This window comes from Variovorax trehalosi, assembly GCF_051216415.1.
In the GTDB taxonomy this organism is placed as follows: Bacteria; Pseudomonadota; Gammaproteobacteria; order Burkholderiales; family Burkholderiaceae_C; genus Variovorax.
This window is the reverse complement of the sequence record NZ_JBPJZG010000003.1, coordinates 715,796-737,979: the sequence shown is the minus strand read 5'-3', so window position 1 is coordinate 737,979 and position 22,184 is coordinate 715,796. Positions and strand designations below refer to the sequence as shown.

General features: G+C 68.3%; 17 protein-coding genes. 11 read left to right on the top strand and 6 right to left on the bottom strand.

Features of this window, described 5'->3' with window-relative positions; translation table 11 throughout:
* Positions 1-23 precede the first annotated feature (23 nt).
* From ACSFA7_RS15430 to ACSFA7_RS15420, 3 genes are all read right to left on the bottom strand, one after another.
* Entirely contained in the window at positions 24-953 is a 930-nt protein-coding gene (locus ACSFA7_RS15430) for a DMT family transporter (protein WP_435500177.1), read from the bottom strand.
* Positions 954-1,031: 78 nt separating this feature from the next.
* Positions 1,032-2,204: a pyridoxal phosphate-dependent aminotransferase gene (locus tag ACSFA7_RS15425; RefSeq protein WP_435500176.1), complete on the bottom strand. Its 1,173-nt coding sequence runs from the start codon at positions 2,202-2,204 to the stop codon at positions 1,032-1,034.
* Positions 2,205-2,225: 21 nt separating this feature from the next.
* Positions 2,226-3,518 (bottom strand): branched-chain amino acid ABC transporter substrate-binding protein, encoded by a 1,293-nt coding sequence (locus ACSFA7_RS15420; RefSeq protein ID WP_435500175.1) that lies wholly within the window; start codon positions 3,516-3,518, stop codon positions 2,226-2,228.
* Between the two features lie 124 nt (positions 3,519-3,642).
* On the opposite strand from ACSFA7_RS15420, the gene ACSFA7_RS15415 reads away from it, so the two are divergent.
* Positions 3,643-4,014, top strand: coding sequence for an Hsp20/alpha crystallin family protein (locus tag ACSFA7_RS15415; RefSeq protein WP_435500174.1), 372 nt, complete (start codon positions 3,643-3,645; stop codon positions 4,012-4,014).
* 77 nt (positions 4,015-4,091) lie between these two features.
* Here the strand turns inward: ACSFA7_RS15415 and tsaD are convergent, their stop codons facing one another.
* Positions 4,092-5,153, bottom strand: coding sequence for a tRNA (adenosine(37)-N6)-threonylcarbamoyltransferase complex transferase subunit TsaD (tsaD, locus tag ACSFA7_RS15410; protein ID WP_435500173.1), 1,062 nt, complete (start codon positions 5,151-5,153; stop codon positions 4,092-4,094).
* 92 nt (positions 5,154-5,245) lie between these two features.
* Here tsaD and ACSFA7_RS15405 point away from each other — a divergent pair, with 92 nt between their 5' ends.
* The 4 genes from ACSFA7_RS15405 to ACSFA7_RS15390 all read left to right on the top strand — a co-directional run bounded on the left by ACSFA7_RS15405 (position 5,246) and on the right by ACSFA7_RS15390 (position 9,855).
* Positions 5,246-6,523 (top strand): nitrate- and nitrite sensing domain-containing protein, encoded by a 1,278-nt coding sequence (locus ACSFA7_RS15405; protein WP_435500172.1) that lies wholly within the window; start codon positions 5,246-5,248, stop codon positions 6,521-6,523.
* A gap of 347 nt (positions 6,524-6,870) precedes the next feature.
* Positions 6,871-8,115 (top strand): CmpA/NrtA family ABC transporter substrate-binding protein, encoded by a 1,245-nt coding sequence (locus ACSFA7_RS15400; RefSeq protein ID WP_435500171.1) that lies wholly within the window; start codon positions 6,871-6,873, stop codon positions 8,113-8,115.
* Positions 8,116-8,128: 13 nt separating this feature from the next.
* Positions 8,129-9,049, top strand: coding sequence for a nitrate ABC transporter permease (gene ntrB / locus ACSFA7_RS15395; protein ID WP_435500170.1), 921 nt, complete (start codon positions 8,129-8,131; stop codon positions 9,047-9,049).
* Positions 9,046-9,855, top strand: coding sequence for an ABC transporter ATP-binding protein (locus ACSFA7_RS15390; RefSeq protein WP_435500169.1), 810 nt, complete (start codon positions 9,046-9,048; stop codon positions 9,853-9,855). The genes ntrB and ACSFA7_RS15390 overlap by 4 nt, the downstream gene beginning before the upstream one ends.
* Positions 9,856-9,880: 25 nt before the next feature.
* On the opposite strand, the gene ACSFA7_RS15385 is transcribed toward ACSFA7_RS15390, so the two are convergent.
* Complete coding sequence (locus ACSFA7_RS15385; RefSeq protein WP_435500168.1) at positions 9,881-11,161, bottom strand: ANTAR domain-containing protein; 1,281 nt, start codon at positions 11,159-11,161, stop codon at positions 9,881-9,883.
* A 269-nt stretch (positions 11,162-11,430) separates the two neighbouring features.
* Here ACSFA7_RS15385 and ACSFA7_RS15380 point away from each other — a divergent pair, with 269 nt between their 5' ends.
* Complete coding sequence (locus ACSFA7_RS15380) at positions 11,431-12,696, top strand: MFS transporter (RefSeq protein ID WP_435500167.1); 1,266 nt, start codon at positions 11,431-11,433, stop codon at positions 12,694-12,696.
* Positions 12,697-12,713: 17 nt separating this feature from the next.
* On the opposite strand, the gene ACSFA7_RS15375 is transcribed toward ACSFA7_RS15380, so the two are convergent.
* Complete coding sequence (locus ACSFA7_RS15375) at positions 12,714-14,420, bottom strand: bifunctional protein-serine/threonine kinase/phosphatase (RefSeq protein ID WP_435500166.1); 1,707 nt, start codon at positions 14,418-14,420, stop codon at positions 12,714-12,716.
* A 64-nt stretch (positions 14,421-14,484) separates the two neighbouring features.
* Here ACSFA7_RS15375 and nirB point away from each other — a divergent pair, with 64 nt between their 5' ends.
* The 5 genes from nirB (at position 14,485) to cobA (ending at position 22,143) form a co-directional block, all read left to right on the top strand.
* Positions 14,485-16,953 carry a nitrite reductase large subunit NirB gene (gene nirB / locus ACSFA7_RS15370; RefSeq protein ID WP_435500165.1) on the top strand — a complete coding sequence of 823 codons (2,469 nt, stop codon included), beginning with the start codon at positions 14,485-14,487 and terminating at the stop codon, positions 16,951-16,953.
* A 13-nt stretch (positions 16,954-16,966) separates the two neighbouring features.
* Positions 16,967-17,365 carry a nitrite reductase small subunit NirD gene (nirD, locus tag ACSFA7_RS15365; protein WP_435500164.1) on the top strand — a complete coding sequence of 133 codons (399 nt, stop codon included), beginning with the start codon at positions 16,967-16,969 and terminating at the stop codon, positions 17,363-17,365.
* Between the two features lie 94 nt (positions 17,366-17,459).
* Positions 17,460-20,264: a nitrate reductase gene (locus ACSFA7_RS15360; protein WP_435500163.1), complete on the top strand. Its 2,805-nt coding sequence runs from the start codon at positions 17,460-17,462 to the stop codon at positions 20,262-20,264.
* 176 nt (positions 20,265-20,440) lie between these two features.
* A complete protein-coding gene (gene ybiB / locus ACSFA7_RS15355; RefSeq protein WP_435500162.1) occupies positions 20,441-21,346 on the top strand; it encodes a DNA-binding protein YbiB in 906 nt (301 codons plus the stop codon).
* Complete coding sequence (cobA, locus tag ACSFA7_RS15350; protein ID WP_435500161.1) at positions 21,343-22,143, top strand: uroporphyrinogen-III C-methyltransferase; 801 nt, start codon at positions 21,343-21,345, stop codon at positions 22,141-22,143. The genes ybiB and cobA overlap by 4 nt, the downstream gene beginning before the upstream one ends.
* The last annotated feature ends 41 nt before the right edge of the window (positions 22,144-22,184 follow it).

Below are 22,184 nucleotides of genomic sequence, written 5' to 3'. Positions count from 1 at the left end.
TTGCGGCATGCAAAGCCTCGGGATTATAGCTCGGCGGGCCTGAGGGGGCTTTTGGGGCGTTTCTCGCCCCTTCCATCGAGTGAAGCCAGCCCCACCGCGCCCAGCACGCAGGCGGCCCCGCCGATCTGCTCCAGACTGATACTTTCACCCAGCCAAAGTGCCGCCAGTATCAGCGCCGAAACCGGCAGGAGCGCGGTGAAGAGTGCAGCCTCTGCCCCTTTCAGCCGGGCCGATCCGGCAAACCAGAGGACGAAACCCAGCACCGTCGGCACCAGCGCGTAGTAGGCGACACCTGCCAGGGCATCGCCGGGCAACGGGCGCTCCCAGGCGCGCTCGACCAGCGCAGGCACCAGTGACAACAGGAGTCCGAAGGCCGTCATCAGCGTCGACAGCGCCAGCGGTCGCACCGGCACCCGCAGGCGCTTGTTGAGCAGGATGAACATCGCCTCGCAGACGACCGCGGCCAGCACCAGCAGGTTGCCGATCATCGCCGTCGGGGATTTCGAGTCCCCCGCGGCGCCCTCCCCCGGCCAGCTGATCGCCAGCACCCCCGCCGTCGCCAGCACGATGCTGCCGATCAGGTAGCGCCCCGGCCGCTCGCGCAACGCCAGCACCGCCACCAGCGCAGCGACGGCCGGCAACGTCCCGGCCACCACGCCCGCACTGGCAGCCGGCGCCCAACGCACACCCAGGATCAGCAGCACCGTATAGCCGACGCTGCCCAGCCCGGCTTGGCACAACAACAGCGCGAGGTCGCGCCGATCAGGACGCGGCCAAGGGGTACGGGTGAGCCGCAGCAGCAGAAGAAAGACCGGCAGCGCCATCGCGAACCGCAGCGCCGTTGCGGTGAACGGTGGCAGGCCGCCCGCGATCACCTTGCTGGCGACCACGGTGCTGCCCACGGTGACCATCGCCAGCGCGCACAGCGCCATCCCTTTGATTCGTTCCGACATGCATGACCTTTCGCTCTCGAAGAAAGGCCAAGCTTGGCGGGCCGCACGTCCCGCGTATTGAACGAAATTGCAGGCGGATCAGCCCTTGAGCCGCGGCTGCGCCGCCAGCCAGTTGCGCAGACGCTCCACGCCCTGCACCAGCCGCTGCGGGTCTTTCGACGCAAAGCACCAGCGCAGCCAGCCCTCGGCCTCCGGCGCAAAGGCATTGCCCGGCGCAAGCCCCAGGCCCGCCTCGACCACCAGCCGCTTGGCCACGCCGAGCGAATCGCCGAAGCCTTCGAGCCGGAAGAAGGCGTACATGCCGCCCTTGGCGGGCGCGACCTGCACGCCTGGCACCGCGGCCAGCAGCGGCACCAGCGTGTCGCGGCACAGCTTGAGGTGCGCGACCACGCGCGGCGTGATGTCCGCCGTGTGCTCGATCGCCGCGATGGCCGCGCGTTGCGTGAACACGCTGGCGCAGGAGGTATTGAACTCGATCAGCTTGCCGATGCCATCGACCATCGCGGGCGGCAGCACCAGCCAGCCGAGGCGCCATCCGGTCATGAGAAAGCTCTTCGAGAAACTGTGCGTCACGACCAGCCGGTCATCGGGCTTCGAGATGTCGAGAAAGCTCGGTGCGCAGCCGTTCGGCGAAGGCTCGAAGTACAGCCGCTCGTACACCTCGTCGGCCAGGATCCAGGTACCGGTCTCGCGGCAGTGGTCGAGCACCGCCTGCTGCTCGTCGCGCGTCATCGTCCATCCCGTGGGATTGTTCGGCGCGTTGACGATCAAAAGCTTCGTCTTCGGCGTGACCGCGGCGCGCAGCGCAGGCAGGTCGAGCGTCCACTGCCCTTCCACCGGCACCAGCGGCACCGAGCGCACATGCGCGCCCATGATCGCGGGCTGCGCCGTGAGGTTCGGCCACACCGGCGTCACCGCGACCACGTCGTCGCCCGCCTCGACCAGCGCCTGCACCGCCAGCATCAGCGCGCTCACGCCGCCCGAGGTGACGGCAATGCGCGAGGCATCGACCTTCGGGTGCAACGCGGTGGTGTAGCGCGCGATCGCCTCGCGCAGTTCGGGCAGTCCGAGGTTGTGGGCATAGAAGGTCTCGCCGCGCTGCAGCGACTCGATGGCCGCCTGGCGGATCACCTCGGGCGTGACCTCGTCGCTCTCGCCGAACCAGAAGGCCAGCACGTCGTCGCGGCCGAGCCCGGCATTAGCAACTTCGCGGATCTTGGAGGCTTCGAGGTTGTGGATGGCTTCACGCATCGGCTGTCGTCCTGTTCGTCGTCATTGGGGTCGTTTCATCTTGCACGAAGTCGGCAGCTCGGCGCGCTCCGGGGCAATCGTCTTGATCACGCGGAAGCCGTAGCCCGAGCCTTCGACATCGAACTGCACGCCGGGCTTGCCCTGCCTGTCCATCACGCCGACCACGAGCTGCTGCTGGAACTGATGATCCGCCGCACGCATGCGGCCGCGCTGGCCGTACAGGCTCACGTCGGCCTGCTCCAGCGCACGCGCCACGGCCACTGCATCGACGCCGCCAGCGCGTTCTACGGCCTGCGCGAGCGATTCGACGAGCAGCTGCATCCGCATGTGCACGTAGTCGTCCGCGGGCTTCGGAAAGCGGGCACGGAACGCGCGATAGAAAGCCTCCGACTGCGCTGTCTGCACATTGGGCAGCCAGTCGGCCACCGCCACCACCCGGCCGATGCCCGCATCGCCGATGGCCGCGGGGGCGCCGAGCGCATTGCCGTAGAAGGTATAGAAGGTGCCGTTGAATCCCGCCTCGCGCGCGGCCTTCACCAGCAGCGTGAGGTCGTTGCCCCAGTTGCCGGTGAACACCGCCTGCGCGCCGCTCGCGAGGATCTTGGTGGCGTAGGGCGCGAAGTCCTTCACCTTGCCCATCGGATGCAGCTCGTCGCCGACGATTTCCACGTCGGGCCGCTGCACGCCCAGCTGGCGGCGTGATTCGCGCAGCACCGCCTGACCGAAGCTGTAGTCCTGCCCGATCAGGTAGGCACGCTTGAGCGCGGCATCGTCCTTCACCACGTCCATCAGGGCGGCCACGCGCATGTCGGCGTGGGCATCGAAGCGAAAGTGCCAGAAGCTGCAGCGCTCGTTGGTCAGCACCGGATCGACCGCCGCGTAGTTCAGGAAGATCACGCGCCGCGCGGGGTCGCGCTCGTTGTTCTTGTCGATGGCATCGACCAGCGCCGCCGCGGTGGCCGACGAGTTGCCCTGCAGCACGATGCGCGCGCCGTCGTCCATGGCCGCGCGCAATGCAGAGAGCGCTTCTTCGTTCTGGCCCTTGCTGTCGTAGCGGTCCAGCTGCAGCGGACGCGCGCCGCCGGGCAGCTTCACGCCGCCGCGGGCATTGACGCGTTCCACCGCCCACAGCAGGTTGCGGAACACCGCCTCGCCCGTGTTCGCGAAAGGCCCGCTCATGCTCTCGATCAAGGCAAGACGGATGGGCGCGGGCGGCGCGACCGGCGCTTGCGCAAGCCCGGCCGAGGGGCTCGCGCATAGCGCCAGCGCCGCGAATTTCAAGGCCTGGCGGCGCCAAATAAAGGGGGGAGTCATCGTCTTGAAACGCGTGCGGCTGCGCCTAGATGAGGTGTCAAGCGGCACTCAGGATTGAATGGCCGCGCAGTGTAAGGGACACACATTCCTTGTCCCCATTGTGTTCATTCAGGAGCTCTTCATCATGTTTTTCGCACCCACCATCCGCACCACCCGCTTCGTTCCCCGCTCGCAAGACCGCGCCTTCGAGCGCTTCGTGAACGACGCCTTCGCCGCACCTCGCCGCTCGCCGCTGGTGGAGCAGGACGACAAGAGCTGGACCCTCTCGCTGGACGTGCCGGGCCTCTCGCGCGAAGACCTCGCAATCAGCATCGAAGGCCCCGTGGTCCGCATCGACAACAAGGCCGAAGCCAAGCGCCAGTTCAAGGCCGCCTACGAGCTGCCGCAGGACATCGACGTTGCGGCGAGCGAAGCCAAGCTGGAGAACGGTGTGCTCACGCTGAAGCTGGGCAAGCTGGCGCCTGTGAGCCAGGCCTCGCAATTGCAGATCAGCTAAGGCGGCCTCGACTGGCCGAAACGGCCAGGCCTTGATGCGACGTGCTGCCCTGCCTTTGCAGGGCGGCACGCGCCGCTTCACACAGCCTCAGGCAGCGGCTGCGCCTCGGCCGTCAGCGAGGCCATGGGCCATCGCGGCTTGACGTCGAAGGCGTAGCGCTCGCTGGCCTGCGACAGGCCCGATTGCAGGCGCATGGCGGCGGCCATGGCGATCATGGCGCCGTTGTCGGTGCACAGGTGCAGCTCGGGATAGTGCACCCGCACCTTGCGTTTGGCGCACGCGGCGTTCAGTTGCTCCCGCAGGTTCTTGTTCGCCCCCACGCCGCCGGCCACCACCAGGCGCTTGAGCCCGGTCTGGTCGAGCGCGGCAAGAGACTTCTTCAGCAGCACCTCGACGATGGCCGCCTGCGTCGACGCCGCCAGATCGGCCTTGTTCGCCTCGAGCTGGTCGCCGAGCTTCTTGGCCTGCGTGAGCACAGCCGTCTTCAGGCCGGCAAATGAAAAATCGAGATCACCGCTGTGCAAGAGCGGCCGCGGCAGCTTGAACGCCGTCGCGCTACCGCCTTCGGCCAGCTTCGCGAGCCACGGGCCGCCCGGATACGGCAGGCCCATGAGCTTGGCGCTCTTGTCGAAGGCTTCGCCGGCGGCATCGTCGATGGTTTCGCCGAGCAGTTCGTAGCGGCCCACGCCGTCGACCCGCATCAGCTGGGTGTGGCCGCCCGACACCAATAGCGCAACGAACGGGAATTCGGGTGGATCGGCACTCAGGAACGGCGACAGCAGATGCCCTTCGAGGTGATGCACCCCCAGCACCGGCTTGCCCAGCGCCACGCCCAGCGCGCAGGCCACGCCTGCGCCCACCAGCAATGCGCCCGCAAGCCCCGGCCCGCGCGTATAGGCCACCACGTCGATTTCTTTCAGCGAACGCCCGGCCTCGGCCATCACAGCCTCGGTCAGCGGCAGCACGCGGCGGATGTGGTCGCGGCTGGCCAGTTCGGGCACCACGCCGCCGTAGGCCTGGTGCATGGCGATCTGGCTGTGCAGCGCGTGCGAAAGCAGCACCGGCAGCGCGTCGCCGTGCGATTCGACCAGCGCCACGCCGGTCTCGTCGCAGGATGATTCGATTCCCAACAAGAGCATCCCGCGAGTGTAGGTGGCGCCTGCGAGGGGTGCCCGCGAAGGGGCAAGGCACGGATGTTGCAGCGACGGTGTGGCCCCTTCTTCCACTCACCATGAAATCCGGCCTGCATTTCCTGATCGCTGCCCGCCAGTGCGAAATCGACGAGCTCGACCAGCTCGCGCGCACCAGCGAGCTGGTCGGCCTGATCGGCCGGTTGGTGCATGCGCTGCAGCGGGAGCGCGGCATGTCGAACGTGTTCCTCGCCTCGCGCGGCAGCCGCTTCGCTGACCAGCGCGATCCGCAGATCGCCGAATGCCAGGCGCTCGAGGAGGCGGTGCGCAACGGCTTCGACCAGTTGGAAACCGAAGCCCGCCAGCGCGCCAGCGCCGGCAACAGCGCGCGGCTGTTCAGCCGCATCGCCTGGGTGCTGCCGGGGCTGGACGCCCTGCCCGCGCTGCGCCAACGCGTCGGTGCGCTCGAACTGGCGCCGGCGCAATCCACCGCGGCCTTCGCCAAGCTCGTCGCCGGCCTGCTGGCCGTGGTGTTCGAGGCGGCCGATGGCGCCACCGACCCCGAGATCTCGCGCCTCCTGGTCGCGATGTTCAACTTCATGCAGGGCAAGGAGTTCGCCGGCCAGGAGCGCGCATTCGGCGCCGCCACGCTGGCGCTGGGCCGCAGCAACGAGGCGCAGCGCGTGCAGTGGCTGCATCTCATCGAATCGCAGGAGCGGTGCTTCCACGTCTTCGCCGATTTTTCGAGCGACGAGGTGCTGGCGCTCTGGCGCGAGAGCGAGTCGAACGCCACGATGGCCGAGCTCGAACGCCTGCGCCGCGTCGGCACCACGCTGACCGCGGCGCCTGACGCGCAATACAGCCAGCTCAGCCAGAACTGGTTCGACTGCTGCACCCGCCGCATCGATGCCATGCGCACGGTCGAAGACCGCCTCGCCGCCGACCTGCGCGCCCTGTGCAACCGCAAGACCGCGCAGGCGCGCACCGACCTTGCGGCCTACCGGGAATTGCTCGGCACGCTGGCGCCGCAGTCCGGCGGTGCCTTGTTCTTCGACGATGCCGGAACCCAGGCCGTGGCCCCCGCCCCGTACGGCCGCGGGCTGGAGCGCTCGGTGCTCGACATGGTGCAGGAGCAGTCGCAGCGCCTGCAGGCCATGAGCGACGAGCTCCAGACCGTGCGCGCCTCGCTCAACGAACGCAAGGTGGTCGAGCGCGCCAAGGGCCTCCTGATGGCGCACCGGCGCCTGAGCGAGGACGAGGCCCACAAGATGTTGCGCCAGACCGCCATGAACCAGAAGCGCCGGCTGGTCGACGTGGCCGAGTCGATGCTCGCCATGGCCGACTACCTGCCGATGCCGGACGCACGTGCGCCGCGCTGACGACGCTGTTTCAAGTTGGTGCAACGCACAAAAACGTGCTTTCGTCCGATGGCGGGGTCCGGTGGCACCGCTCCCTGCGCGCACCCGCGCGCATCGCGTGCCGAAGCTACCTTTTCGATAGCACCAGGCACCCCGCAACCACTGGCACGCAGCTTGCGTAAGTGAATACATAAGACCTTCGTGGTCTTCAGGCAGGCGGCACCCAACGGCGGGTGCCACCCACCGAACCGGACAAAGGCGTCCCCATCCCGCAAGGGCTCGTTCGCGAGCAGCCCCTGCGTGGTCGGGACGCCTTTTTTGTTTTCTGTCTTTGCTTTTTGTTCGTTCTTCAACCGGAGCCCGCCCTCATGACCGACCTGCTGAAAACCCGCCTCAGCCGCCGCCGCGTACTGCAAGCCGCCGCCATCGGCGCCGTGGGCATCGACCCTGCCCTGCGCGCCGCCGTCTGGGCCCAGGGCTCCGACAAGCCCGAAAAGGAAGAAGTGAAGATCGGCTTCATCCCGCTGACCGATTGCGCGAGCGTGGTGATGGCCTCGGTGCTGGGCATCGACAAGAAATACGGCGTGAAGATCGTCCCCAGCAAGGAAGCCAGCTGGGCCGGCGTGCGCGACAAGCTCTCCAACGGCGACCTCGACATGGCGCACGTGCTCTATGGCCTGGTCTACGGAATGCACCTGGGCCTGAGCGGCCCGAAGAAGGACATGGCCGTGCTCATGACCCTGAACAACAACGGCCAGGCGATCACGCTCTCGAAGAAGCTGGCCGACAAGGGCGCGGTCGATGCCGCTTCGCTCGCCAAGCTCATCGCCACCGAGAAGCGCGAATACACCTTCGCGCAGACCTTCCCCACCGGCACCCACGCCATGTGGCTCTACTACTGGCTCGCCTCGGCCGGCATCGATCCGTTCAAGGACGTGAAGAACATCACCGTGCCGCCTCCGCAGATGGTGGCCAACATGCGCGTGGGCAACATGGACGGCTACTGCGTGGGCGAGCCCTGGGGCCAGCGCGCGATCATGGACGGCATCGGCATCACGGCCATCACCACCCAGGACATCTGGAAAGACCATCCCGAGAAGGTGCTCGGCTGCACCGCCGAGTTCACGAAGAAGTACCCCAACACCGCGCGCGCCGTCACGGCCGCCATCCTCGAAGCCAGCAAGTGGATCGACGCCGGCCTGCAGAACAAGAACAAGATGGCCGAGACCATCGCCGACAAGAGCTACGTCAACACCAGCGTGGACGCGATCAACCAGCGCATCCTGGGCCGCTACACCAACGGCCTGGGCAAGAGCTGGGACGACCCGAACCACATGAAGTTCTACAACGGCGGCGCGGTCAACTTCCCCTACCTCTCGGACGGCATGTGGTTCCTCACCCAGCACAAGCGCTGGGGCCTGCTGAAGGAGCACCCCGACTACCTCAAGGTGGCCACCGAGATCAACCGCATCGACATCTACAAGCAGGCCGCTGCCGCGACGCAGACGCCCGTGCCCAAGGACGTGCTGCGCACCAGCAAGCTCTTCGACGGCTCCGTCTGGGACGGCAAGGACCCGAAGAAGTACGCCGATTCTTTCAAGCTGCATGTCTGAGGAGAAACGCACCATGGTCAGCGCTGTATTCCACTCACCGCTCGAAGCGGTCGCATCGCAGGCCGCGGCGCCTGCTGCGTCCAAGCCCGTGTCACCCGCAGTCGCCGTTGCGGCGGCTCCGGCACCGGAGCCCCGCACCCGCACGCCCATCGACCTGCGCGCCTTCTGGATGCGCGTGCTGCCGCCGCTCGCTGGCTTCGGCCTCCTGCTGCTGGTCTGGGAGCTGGTCGCCATGAAAAGCACCACCGGCTTTCCCACGCCGCTCGCCACCTGGCAGCAGGCGTTGACGGTGTTCAGCGATCCGTTCTACAGCAAGGGGCCGAACGACCAGGGCGTGGGCTGGAACGTGCTCTCGTCGCTGCAGCGCGTGGCGCTGGGCTTCGGGCTGGCGGCGCTGGTCGGCATTCCGGCGGGCTTCGCGATCGGGCGCTTCGAGTTCCTCGCGCGCATGTTCAATCCGCTGATCAGCCTGCTGCGCCCGGTGTCGCCGCTCGCGTGGCTGCCCATCGGCCTCCTCGTGTTCAAGGGCGCGAACCCGGCGGCCATCTGGACCATCTTCATCTGCTCGATCTGGCCGATGGTCATCAACACCGCCGTGGGCGTGCAGCGCGTGCCGAGCGACTACATGAACGTGGCGAAGGTGCTGAATCTTTCCGAATGGAAGATCCTCACCAAGATCCTCTTTCCCGCCGTGCTGCCCTACATGCTCACCGGCGTACGCCTGGCCGTGGGCACCGCGTGGCTCGTGATCGTCGCGGCCGAGATGCTGACCGGCGGCGTCGGCATCGGCTTCTGGGTGTGGGATGAGTGGAACAACCTCAACGTCGCCAACATCATCATCGCGATCTTCGTGATCGGCATCGTCGGTCTGGTGCTGGAGTTCGCGCTCATCAAGCTGGCCACCGCATTCACGTTCGAAGAGGTGAAGTCATGAACGACGACAGCAAGTACATCGAGATTCGTGATGTCGACCAGCGCTTCAAGACGGCCAAGGGAAGTTTCCTTGCGCTGCGCGACATCAACCTGAACGTCGCCAAGGGCGAGTTCATCACGCTGATCGGGCACTCGGGCTGCGGCAAGTCGACGCTCTTGAACCTGATCGCCGGGCTGACCACGCCGACGCAAGGCGTGCTGCTGTGCGCGAACCGCGAGATCAAAGGGCCTGGCCCTGAACGCGCCGTCGTGTTCCAGAACCACTCGCTGCTGCCCTGGCTCACCTGCTTCGAGAACGTGTACCTCGCGGTCGAGCGCGTCTTCGCCGCCACCGAGAACAAGGCGCAACTGCGCCAGCGCACCGATGCGGCGCTCGCGCTGGTCGGACTCACGCCCGCCGCGCAGAAGCGGCCCGGTGAAATCTCCGGTGGGATGAAACAGCGCGTGGGCATCGCACGCGCGCTGTCGATGGAACCCAAGGTGCTGCTGATGGACGAGCCCTTCGGCGCGCTCGACGCCCTCACCCGCGCCAAGCTGCAGGACGAGCTGCTCGCCATCGTGCAGAAGACGCACAGCACCGTCGTCATGGTCACGCACGACGTCGACGAAGCCGTGCTGCTGAGTGACCGCATCGTGATGCTCACCAACGGCCCGGCCGCCACCATCGGCGACGTGCTGGCGGTGGACATCGCGCGCCCGCGCAACCGCGTCGAGCTGGCCGAGGACCCGGCCTACGTGCATGCGCGCAAGGCGGTCATCGATTTCCTCTACACGCGCCAGGCGCATGTGGAGAAGGTCGCGGCCTGACGAGGCAGGTGCCGCACAACCGGCGTCAGGACATGATGACCTGCAGGCTGTGCTCGTACCAACCCGTGAGGCGCTCGAAGGTGTCGACCAGCGCTTCGCTGGATCGCACCAGCGTGGCGCGGCCTTCCGGGCTGTCCAGGGCCTGCACGCCGCCGACCAGGCGCAGCCATTCGTCCCGTGCCGTCACCAATCCGGCGCGGATCTCGGGTGAACTGAGCGGCGCGCGCTCCAGTTCCAGCAGCGCGGCCTCGAACTCGCTCATGGTCGGCAGCAGCCTGTCGCGCGATGCACTCGCAGCCAGCGTCGACGCCAGCAACGCATCCTTCGCCAAGCGCTGCGCCCGCATGCGCTGCCGTCCGCAGATGTTGACGATGCGCAGCGCGCGCCGCGCACCGGATGCTTCCAGCGCCTCCGTCATCGCTTCGGCCGCCAGCAGCAAGGCCTCACCACGCGCATCGACCTCGGCGAGCCCCTGCGGTGTGGGCTTCACGGCCAGCGCGGTGCCCAACCCGTTCCATGCCGCCTGCACGACGCCCAGCGCCTGCACGCCGGCCGCGCCCAGCTCGAGGGTGGCCAGGTGATCCAGGTTCTGCTGCACCCGCTCCGTCGATTGCGTGCGCAAGACCCGCGCGCGCTGCACGTCGATGCCCGCGAGCAGTTGCGCCGCCACCCGCACCAGCCGCTGCGAGAGCATGCGCAGCTGCCCGGCGCGGTTGATCGCGTCGGCCCACTGCGCCGCCTCGATGACCGAGCGCGACACTTCGCCCAGCCGCAGGTTGGCGTGCATCGCCGCGCCGCGCAGCAGGCCGAAGGCCTCGTCCTCGCCGATGCCGCGCGCGGACATCAGGAGGCCCTTGGCGCGATCGACCCACTTGCGCTCGTCCATGCGGGTGCGCAGGTTGTCGAGTTCGGTGCGCAGCGCGGCTTCGCGCGTCCATCGAGCCTGCGCGCGGGACAGCAACGCGGGGAGCGACAGGGCATCGAGCGGCACCCATGCGTGCACGCCGAGCGTGACCAGTGCCTCGTGCTGCTCGCCCGTCAACGGCGCGCTGGCCAGGCTCAACGCACAGGGCGGTACACCGTTCCACCCCTTCAATCCATCGCGCAATGCCTGCAGCTGCGCCGCCTCGGGCAGGCAGGCCAGCACCTGTTGCGGTGCAAGCGCGCCGGCGCGTTGCACCAGCGTGCGGCAGGTGGCGCGCCCGAGCACCGTGGCGCCGGACTCCGCGAGGCCTTGCTGCAGCGGCTCCGGCAAGGGCGCGGAGGCATCGAATTCATTGGGCAGGACGAGGAGAAGGGAAATCATGGCGGGGTGTCGGAAGGCACGGCAAGCATAGGCCACGCGTGCGCGCACACCCGGGCAATTTCGCGGGCACGTCTCTTGCATCGAATGGGGCGCGGTGTAACGAAGCACCGCTTTGGTGAGGCTGCAGGCTCCTGCATCCGGTCCGGCTCGTTCATCGCCGGGCAGCACCCCCACGCCGACAGCGTCCGCTGCCGGCATACCACCCCAACCCTGTCCGTCGACACGTCCCTGCCCGGGTCGCGCCGCGGCTTTTTGCACCTTTGAACGCCATGTCCGGTTTCAGGAATTTCTTGCAGTCAGGCCACAGTCCCACGCTGTTCGCGGCGTTCCTGTACTTCTCGTTCTCCTGCTGCATCTGGGTGCTCAACGGCGCCATGGCGCCCTTCATCGGCGAGACCTTCGACCTCTCGCCCGCGCAGAAGGGCCTGATGCTCTCGGTGCCGATCATCGCGGGCGCGCTGATGCGCTTTCCGCTGGGCATCCTCTCGCAGTACATCGGCCGCAAGAAGGCCACGCTGGTCGAGATGGGCCTCATCGCCGTGGCGATGCTGTTCGGCTTCTTCTTCGTGAAAAGCTTCAACGACCTGCTCGCCATGGGTGTGCTGCTGGGCATTGCCGGTGCGAGCTTCGGCGTGGCGCTGTCGCTGGGCTCGGGCTGGTTCCCGCCGCAGCACAAGGGCCTGGCGATGGGTCTCGTGGGCGCGGGCAACGTGGGCACGGCGGTGTCGGTGCTGGTGGCGCCTCCGCTCGCGCAGTGGCTGGGCTGGCAGGCGGTGTACGGCGTGGCCGCGGTCGCGATCCTGATCCCGATGGTCGTGATGGTGATCTTTGCCAAGGAGCCGCCCGATGTCGACAGCCACGCGAGCTTCCGCGAGCACATCGCCTGCCTGTTCGAGAAAGACGGCTGGGTGTTCAGCCTGATCTACGGCGTCACCTTCGGCGGCTTCATCGGCCTCACCACCTTCCTGCCCTCGTACTACTACGACCAGTTCGGCGTGAGCAAGGTGCAAGCGGGCCAGCTCACCATGCTGGCGGCCTTCATGGGCGCGGCGGTGCGGATCGTGGGCGGCTGGCTCTCCGACCGCTGGGGCGGCGTCAACACATTGACCGTGGTGCTGCTGGTGGTAGCGGTGGGCCTCGTATTGGTCGGGTTCTCGTCGGGCTCGCTGGCGCTCACCACGCTGCTCTTGATCGTGTGCTTCGCCGCCCTGGGCGCGGGCAATGGCGCGCTGTTCCAGCTGGTGCCGCTCCGCTGGCCGCTGAGCACCGCGGTGGCCGGCTCGATGATCGGCGAGATCGGTGCGCTCGGCGGCGGCCTCGTGCCCAACGCCATGGGCCTGTCGAAGCAGTACCTGGGCAGCTACGTCTGGGGCTTCGTCTTCTTCGGTGCGCTCTCGCTGGCGATGCTGGGCGTGATGCGCGTCATGCAGATCCGCTGGACGCGCACCTGGGCCGAGAAGGGTGGTCGTGCACGCACTTCACCAGCCCCCGCTTCCGCGACCTACACGGCCCCACGAAAGGCCGCCCGGCCATGAGCCTCCCCCATTCGCCCTCAACGTGGCAGAAACAGGAGCCACACCACCAGCAGTGCGTTGAACAGCAACGACACGCCCAGGGCGATCTTGTAGAGCGTCACGGGGTCGCGGCGGATGAGCGGCGTGGCGGCAGGCGCGCCGACGGGGCGCGAAGCACCGCGCTCCAGCGCCAGCAGCATTTCCTCGGCCGTTTCGAAGCGCTCGCGCGGGTCGCGGGCGACGGCCTTGCGCACCAGGTGGTCGAGCCACACCGGCACATCGGGCCGCAGCCGCGAGAGCGCGACCGGATCGCGCCGGTAGCGCGCCATCTGGTAGGGCTCGATCTCGCCGTAGGGCAAGTGGCCGCCGAGCCACTGGTACAGCGTGGCGCCGAGCGCGAACAGGTCGCTGCCCGCATCGGCGGCGCCGCCCTCCTCCCACTGCTCGGGATTGATGTAGCTCGGCGTGCCGGCATGCAGCTCGCGCTGGGCCGCGCCCTCGCGGCCAGAAAGTGCCACGCCCAAGTCGAGGATGCGCCAGCGCCCGTCGTCACCCAGGTGCAGGTTGCCGGGCTTGATGTCCCGGTGCACCACGCCGTGGCGGTGCAGCCGGCCGAGCGCCTTGCTCACTTCGATGGCCGCGGCAACCACCTCGGCCACCGTGCCGCGCGCGCCGGACTTGCGCATCTGCTCCAGCGTGCGGCCGCCATGCCAGTCGAACACGATGTAGAGCGCGCTGGCGTTCTCGGCGCGTTCGTGCACGCGAACGAAACCACCGCCCTCGCCCACGCGCTGGCCCAACCACGCTTCGTGCGCCAGCATCGCGCGTTCCTGCGGGTCGCTGGAACGCGAGGGGTGCAAGGTCTTGAGCGCCACCAATTGACGGGTGGCCGGATGGCGCGCCTGGTAGAGCAGATGCACGCCGGTATCGGCCACCAGGCCGGTAACGACGTAGCCGTCGAGCATGTCGCCCACCTTCAGCAACGGCGGCGGTGCGAGCCGGCGGCCGTCGCCGAGTTCGTCGTCGAGCTGCCGCGCATCGAGGCCGACCACGCGGATCACCAGCGCGGTCGCGTTGTCGCGCGTGCCGGCGTCGAGCGCCGCATGCACCAGCGCCTCGCTCGCCGCTTCGGCATCGCCCTGCAGCGCGATCGCGGCCACCTGCTGCGGCTTGAGCACGCCGTGCACGCCGTCGGAGGTCAGCACGAAGCAGTCGCCCACGCGCACATCGCCCTGGGCGTAGTCGACACGCACCTGGTCGTCCAGGCCGATGGCGCGCGTGAGGCGACTGCGCATGTCGGGATGTTCGAAGGCGTGGTCCGCCGTGAGCGGCACGGCCGCTTCGCCATCGGCGCGCACGCGCCAGGCGCGCGTGTCGCCCACGTGGGCCAGCGTGTAGCTCTGGCCGTGCAGCACCAATGCGGTGAGCGTGGTGAGCGCGGTCGCGCTGCCCGCGCGGCGTCGGTTGTGGTCGGCGAGCCAGGCGTTCTGCGCGCCGATCAGGCGGTCGAGCGCGGCGGTCGGCTCCCAGGTGTCGGGCGTGGCGAAGTAGTCGGCCAGAAGGCCCATCACCGTGGTCTGCGCCGCCTCCTGGCCGCGCCCGCCGGTGGACACGCCATCGGCAATCGCCGCGATGAGCCCGCGTGCCTCGTCGCCCCGTGGCGCATGCACGGCACCGGCGAAATCCTCGTTCACCTCGCGGGGTCCGCGCAGGCTGCTGTAGCCGATGTCCACTTCAAAGCTCATGGCGCGATTCTCCATGGGCACCGAGCTTCTTTGTCCGCTTGATTTCGAGGAAAGGTTCAGCCCCATGAAGAAAAAAATGAAACTCGTGATGGTCGGCAACGGCATGGCCGGCGTGCGCACGCTCGAAGAGCTGCTCAAGATCGCGCCCGACCTGTACGACATCACCGTCTTCGGCGCCGAGCCGCACCCCAACTACAACCGCATCCTGCTGTCGCCGGTGCTCGCGGGCGAGCAGACGGTCGACGAGATCGTGCTCAACAGCTGGGAGTGGTACAGCGACAACCACATCACCCTGCACGCCGGCAAGAAGGTGGTGGAGGTCGACCGCGTCAAGCGCGTCGTGCGCGCCGAGGATGGCACCGAAGCCGCCTACGACCGCCTGCTGATGTGCACCGGCTCCAACCCCTTCATGCTGCCGGTCCCGGGCAAGGACCTCAAGGGCGTGATCGCCTACCGCGACATCGCCGACACCGACTACATGATCGAGACCGCGCGCACGCACAAGAACGCGGTGGTCATCGGCGGCGGGCTGCTGGGCCTGGAAGCAGCCAACGGCCTGATGCTGCGCGGCATGAACGTGACCGTGGTGCACGTCATGCCCTGGCTGATGGAGCGCCAGCTCGACGACGTGGCGGGCAAGCTGCTGCAGAAATCGCTCGAAGACCGGGGCCTCAAGTTCCTGATGGGTGCGCAGACGCAGGACATGGTCGGCAATGAAGACGGCCGCGTGAAGGCCATCCGCTTCAAGGACGGCACCGAGGTCGCGGCCGACCTGGTGGTGATGGCCGTGGGCATTCGCCCCAACGTCGAGCTGGCCGAGAAGATGCGCCTGCACTGCAACCGCGGCATCGTGGTCACCGACACCATGCAGACCGTGACCGATGCGCGCATCTACTCGGTGGGCGAGTGCGCGGCGCACCGCGGCATCGCCTACGGGCTGGTCGCACCGCTGTTCGAGCAGGCCAAGGTCGCGGCCAACCACCTCGCGCAGTTCGGCATCGGCCGCTACCTGGGTTCGCTCACCTCCACCAAGCTCAAGGTGACGGGCATCGACCTTTTCAGCGCGGGCGAATTCATGGGCGGCGAAGGCACCGAGGAAATCGTGATGAGCGATCCCTTCGGCGGCGTCTACAAGAAGCTGGTGCTCAAGGACGACAAGCTGGTCGGCGCCTGCCTCTACGGCGACACGGTCGATGGCAGCTGGTACTTCAAGCTCCTGCGCGACGGCCGCAGCGTGCACGACATCCGCGACAAGCTGATGTTCGGCGAGTCGAACATCGGCGACACCGGCCACGAGGGCCACAGCAAGGCCGCCAGCATGCCCGACGATGCCGAGGTCTGCGGCTGCAACGGCGTGAGCAAGGGCACCATCTGCAAGGCGATCAAGGACAAGGGCCTCTTCACGCTCGACGAGGTGAAGAAGCACACCAAGGCCAGCGCCAGCTGCGGCTCGTGCACCGGGCTGGTCGAGCAGATCCTGATGTTCACCGCGGGCGGCGACTACTCGGCCACGCCGAAGAAAAAGGCGATCTGCGGCTGCACCGACGCGAGCCACCAGGATGCGCGCGATGCCATCCGCAAGGAACACTACCTCACGCACGACGAGGTGTATCGCAACCTCGGCTGGCGCACGCCCAACGGCTGCGCCACCTGCCGTCCGGCCATCAACTACTACCTGATCAGCACCTGGGCCAAAGAGGCGAAGGACGATCCGCAGAGCCGCTTCATCAACGAGCGCAGCCACGCGAACATCCAGAAGGATGGCACCTACTCCGTCATTCCGCGCATGTGGGGCGGCCACACCACGCCCGACGAATTGCGGCGCATCGCCGATGCGGCCGACAAGTACAAGATCCCGACCGTCAAGGTCACGGGCGGCCAGCGCATCGACCTCCTGGGCGTGAAGAAGGAAGACCTCGAAGGCGTGTGGAAGGACATCGGCATGCCCTCGGGCTTTGCCTACGCCAAGTCGCTGCGCACGGTGAAGACCTGCGTGGGCAGCGAGTGGTGCCGCTTCGGCACGCAAGACTCCACGCAGATGGGCAAGGACCTGGAGCGCGCCCTCTGGGCCATGTACTCGCCGCACAAGGTGAAGCTCGCGGTGTCGGGGTGCCCGCGCAACTGCGCCGAGGCCGGCATCAAGGACGTGGGCGTGATCGGCGTCGACTCGGGCTGGGAGCTCTACGTGGGCGGCAACGGCGGCATCAAGACCGAGGTGGCGCAGTTCCTCGTGAAGGTGAAGACGGCCGCCGAGGTGATGGAGTATTCGGGCGCCTTCCTGCAGCTGTACCGCGAGGAAGGCTGGTACCTGGAGCGCACGGTGCACTACATCGGGCGCGTGGGCCTGGACTACGTGAAGAAGAAGATCCTCGAAGACGCGGAAGGCCGCAAGGCACTGTGGGAGCGGCTGCAGTTCGCGCTCGACGGCGAGCCCGATCCCTGGTTCGAATCGGCAGAGGCTTCGGTGGACGTGCGGCAGTTCACGCCGCTGACGGTGCCGATGGTGCCGGTCAATGCCATCCACCCCGCCTGAAAGGAAACGCGCCATGAGCGAATGGAAAGCCATCTGCCGCATCGACGACATTCCCGTGCTCGGCGCCCGCCGCGTGACGCGGCCCGCGGGCGTGGACGTTGCGGTGTTCCGCAACGCGGAGGACCAGGTCTTCGCGCTGCTCGACCGCTGCCCGCACAAGGGCGGCCCCCTGAGCCAGGGTATCGTGTTCGGCACCAGCGTGGCCTGCCCGCTGCACAACTGGACCTTCGGGCTGGACGACGGCTGCGCCAAGTCGCCCGACGAGGGCTGCACGCCGAAGTTCGCGGTGAAGGTGGACAACGGCATCGTGCACCTGGACGCGGCCGAACTCGCGACGCATGCGATCGACCTGCCGCGTCCAGTTGCCGGCCCGAAGCCGGTCTTGTCCCCTCTCCCTCTGGGAGAGGGCTAGGGTGAGGGCAAGCGGCGTGAACTCATTCAGCGGCGTGTCCATCGAAAAGGCCGCCAGCCCCCACCCCAACCCTCCCCCAGCGGGGGAGGGAGCAATGCGGGAAACGAAATCCACCTGCCCCTATTGCGGCGTCGGCTGCGGCGTGATCATCGAATCCGACGGCGCGCAGATCACTGGCGTGCGCGGCGACCCCGACCACCCGGCCAACTTCGGCCGGCTGTGCACCAAGGGCTCGACACTGCACCTCACGGCCACGGCGCCGGTCACGAGGCAGGCGCGGCTGCTGCAGCCGCTGCAGCGCCTCGTGCGCGGCGAGGCGCCCGCGGCCGTGTCGTGGGACACGGCGCTCGACAACGCCGCGGGCAAGTTCGCACAGGTCATCCAGGACCACGGCCCCGATGCGGTCGGCTTCTACATCTCGGGCCAGTTGCTCACCGAGGACTACTACGTCTTCAACAAGCTCGCCAAGGGTCTGGTCGGCACCAACAACGTCGACACCAATTCGCGCCTGTGCATGAGCAGCGCGGTCGCCGGCTACAAGCAGACGCTGGGCGCCGATGCGCCGCCCGCCTGCTACGACGACCTGAAGCATGCCGAGTGCCTCTTCATCGTGGGCAGCAACACGGCGTGGGCGCACCCGATTCTCTTCCGCCGCATCGAGGATGCGAAGTCGGCGAACCCGGCACTGAAGATCGTGGTGGCCGACCCGCGCCGCACCGACACGGTCGAGATCGCGGACCTGTTCCTGCCGATCCAGCCCGGCACCGACGTGATGCTGTTCAACGGCATGCTGCACCTGATGCTGTGGGAAGGCTGGATCGACGCGAAGTACATCGCCGAGCACACCAACGGCTTCGATGCGCTGAAGGCCACGGTGCGCGAATGCACGCCGGACAAGGTGGCGCAGGTCTGCGGTATCCCGAAGGACGACCTGCTCGCGGCGGCACGGCTCTTCGCCACGTCGCCGGCCACGCTGAGCCTTTATTGCCAGGGCCTGAACCAGTCGTCCAGCGGCACGGCGAAGAATGCCGCGCTGATCAACCTGCACCTGGCCACCGGACAGATCGGCAAGCCCGGCGCCGGCCCGTTTTCGCTCACCGGCCAGCCCAATGCGATGGGCGGGCGAGAAGTGGGCGGCCTCGCCAACCTGCTGAGCGCGCACCGCGACCTGGCCAACCCGGCACACCGCGCCGAAGTGGCCGCGCTCTGGGGCGTGCCCTCGGTGCCCGAGAAGCCCGGCAAGACGGCGGTCGAGATGTTCCAGGCCGCCGCCGACGGCGAGATCCGTGCGCTTTGGATCGCCTGCACCAACCCCGCCCAGTCGATGCCCGACCAGGCCACGGTGCGCCGTGCGCTGGAGCGCGCCGAGTTCGTGGTGGTGCAGGAGGCCTTCTCCACCACCGCCACCTGCGCCTTCGCCGACCTGCTGCTGCCCGCCACCGCCTGGGGCGAAAAGGAAGGCAGCGTGACCAACAGCGAGCGCCGCATCTCGCGCGTGCGCCCGGCCATCGCCGCGCCGGGAGAGACGCGGCACGACTGGTCGATCGCCACCGACTTCGCGCGCCGGCTCGAGCGGCGGCTCGGCCGCGCGGGCACGCTCTTTCCCTACGACACCGCCGAATCGGTCTGGAACGAACACCGCGAGACCACGCGCGGGCGCGACCTGGACATCACCGGCCTGAGCTACGCGATGCTCGATGACCTCGGCCCGCAGCAATGGCCCCTGAAGGAAGGCGAAAGCACCGGCCGCGCGCGCCTGTACGAAGACGGCGTGTTCCCCACGCCCGACGGTCGTGCCCGTTTCGTCGACACCCCCTACAAGCCCGTGGCCGAGGCCCGCGAAGCGCGCTACCCCTTTTCGCTGAACACCGGGCGCCTGCGCGACCAGTGGCACGGCATGAGCCGCACCGGCACCGCTCCGCGCCTGTTCGGCCACGTGGCCGAGCCCATGGTGCAGATGAACCCGCAGGACATGGCACGGCGCCAGATCGGCGAAGGTGACCTGGTGCACCTGACTTCGAAGCGCGGCTCGATCCTGCTGCCCGCGCGCGCCAGCACCGAAATCGGCCTGAGCCAGGCTTTCGTCGCGATGCACTGGGGCGAGGAGTACCTGAGCGGTTGCTCGTCGACCGGCACCCGGCTGGCCGGCATCAACGCGCTCACCACGCCCGCCTACTGCCCCACCTCGAAGCAGCCCGAGCTCAAGCACACGGCGGTGAAGATCCTCAAGGCCGAGTTGCCGTGGTCGCTGCTCACGATGGCGTGGCTCCCGACCGACGAGGTGCTGGCGGTGCACCGTGCGCTGCAGCCGCTGATGGCGATGTTTCCGTTCGCCACCTGCGTGCCTTTCTCGGGCAGTACCAAGGACGCGGCGGGTGCCGAACGCAGCGGCCTCCTGTTCCGCGCGGCCGCGCACGATGCGCCGGCCGATGCGCTGCTGGAGCAGATCGAGACCCTGCTCGGCCTGCAAAGCGCCGACACCCTGCGCTACGCCGACCGCCGGCGCGGCCAGCGCCGTTCGGTGCGCCTGGTGCGCCGCGCCGACCAGAGCGCAGGCCTCGAAGCCTTTTTGCTCGCTGGCGACACCAGCGCCGAGGCCTGGATCGCCACGTTGCTGCGGGAAGAACTGCCCGCGCAAAGCTATGGCCGCCTGCTGCTTTCACCCGGCTCCCGTGCGCCGCTGGCGGTGCAATCGCGCGGAAAACCGGTATGCACCTGCTTCAACGTGACCGACCTGGCGATCCAGACCGAGCTGGGGCGGTGCAGCGGCACGGCCGACGAGCGGCTGGCCGCCCTGCAGGGGACGCTGAAATGCGGCACGAATTGCGGGTCGTGCATTCCGGAGCTCAAACGCATGATCCGACTGACGCCTGCCGAAGCGATGGCGGAGACCCCATGACCCCGCGTCTTGCTCCCTCCCCCTCTGGGGGAGGGCTGGGGTGGGGGCAAGCGGCGTACTCATTGCGCGCTCTGCCTGCCCCCATCCCAACCCTCCCCCAGAGGGGGAAGGGGTAAAACCAGTGCATAAGCCGACTCACATTCCGGCATAAGCGTTGCAGGACAATCCGCCTACCCATGGGAATCAGCCAATACATCAAGGAAATCGGCCGCGGCGCGCGAGGTGCCAAGCCGCTCACGCGCGAACAGGCCACCGACCTGTTCGGCCAGGTGCTGGACGGCGCCGTCACCGACCTCGAGATCGGCGGCTTCTGCCTCGCGATGCGCATCAAGGGCGAAACGCCCGAGGAGATGGCCGGCTTCCTCGACGCCACGCATGCGCGGCTGCACCATATTCCCGCCGGCGACCGCCCGCTCGTCGTGCTGCCCAGCTACAACGGCGCGCGCAAGCTCCCGGTGCTCACCCCGCTGCTGGCGCTGCTGCTGGCCCGCGAAGGCCTGCCGGTGCTGGTGCACGGCAGCGCCACCGAAACGGCACGCGTGCTCGCGTCGAACGTGCTCGCCGCACTCGACGTGCCGCCCATGGCCGCCATCGGCCCCATCGCCATCGGCACCGTGGGCTTCGCCGCGACCGAGCTGCTGAACCCTGCCCTCAAGCGCCTGCTCGACGTGCGCCGCGTGGTGGGCCTGCGCAACCCGGGCCACAGCGTCGTCAAGCTGATGCAACCCACCGCCGGCCCGGCCGTGGTGGTCGCCAGCTACACGCACCCCGAATACGCGCGCGTCATGGCCGAGACCTTCGAGCTGATGGGCACCACCGCCCTGCTCTCGCGCGGCCTCGAAGGCGAGGTGGTCTCCGACCCGCGCCGCACCGCGCAGATCGACGGCTTCGTGCGCGGCGTGCGCACCGAACTGCAGGCGCAGGCCAGCGGCACTGCGACCGAGGTGCCCGGGCTGCCGAAGGAAATCGACGTCGCCACCACGGCCGACTACACGCGACGCGTATTGAACGGCGAGCTTCCCGTGCCCGAAGCCATCGCCGCACAGGTCGGGCACATCAAGCAACTGGCATCCCACGCATGAACAACGCATCCAACCTCATCACCGGCCGCTGCACGCTGGTAGGCGCCGGCCCCGGCGATCCGGAACTGCTGACCGTCAAGGCCGTCAAGGCGATCCAGGCCGCCACGGTGCTGCTGGTCGACGACCTCGTGAACGAAGAGATCCTGGCCTATGCCCGCCCCGGCGCACGCATCGTGCACGTGGGCAAGCGCGGCGGCTGCAAGAGCACACCGCAGGCCTTCATCGAGCGGCTCATGATCACCGCGGTGCGCGAGGGCGAGACCGTGGTGCGCCTGAAGGGCGGCGACCCGTTCATCTTCGGCCGCGGTGGCGAAGAGGTGGAGCACCTGCGCGAAGCGGGCATCGAATGCGCGGTGGTCAACGGCATCACCGCCGGCCTCGCGGCCGTGACCTCGCTGGGCGTGCCGCTCACCCACCGCGACCACGCACAAGGCGTGGTGTTCGTCACCGGCCATGCCAAGACCGGCGCGGGCGCGCAGGAAGACCCGACCGACTGGCGCGCGCTCGCCGCGATGGCGCACAACGCGCGCCTCACGCTCGTGATCTACATGGGCGTGGCGGGTGCGGCGCGCATCGAACGCGAATTGCTGCAGGGCCTGCCGGGCGACACGCCGGTGGCCGTGGTGCAGCATGCGAGCCTGCCGCACCAGCGCCACATCGCGACCACGCTCGACGGACTGCAGGCCCGCATCGCCGAAGCCGGGCTCGCTAGCCCGGCGGTGATCGTGGTGGGCGACGTGCTGCGCGGGCTGGCTGCGGCGGCACTGCCGGTGAGCGCGGACCGGTTCGGCACCTAGCCTCCGAAAGGCCAGTGGCAGCCCGGGCGCTGCCACCCACG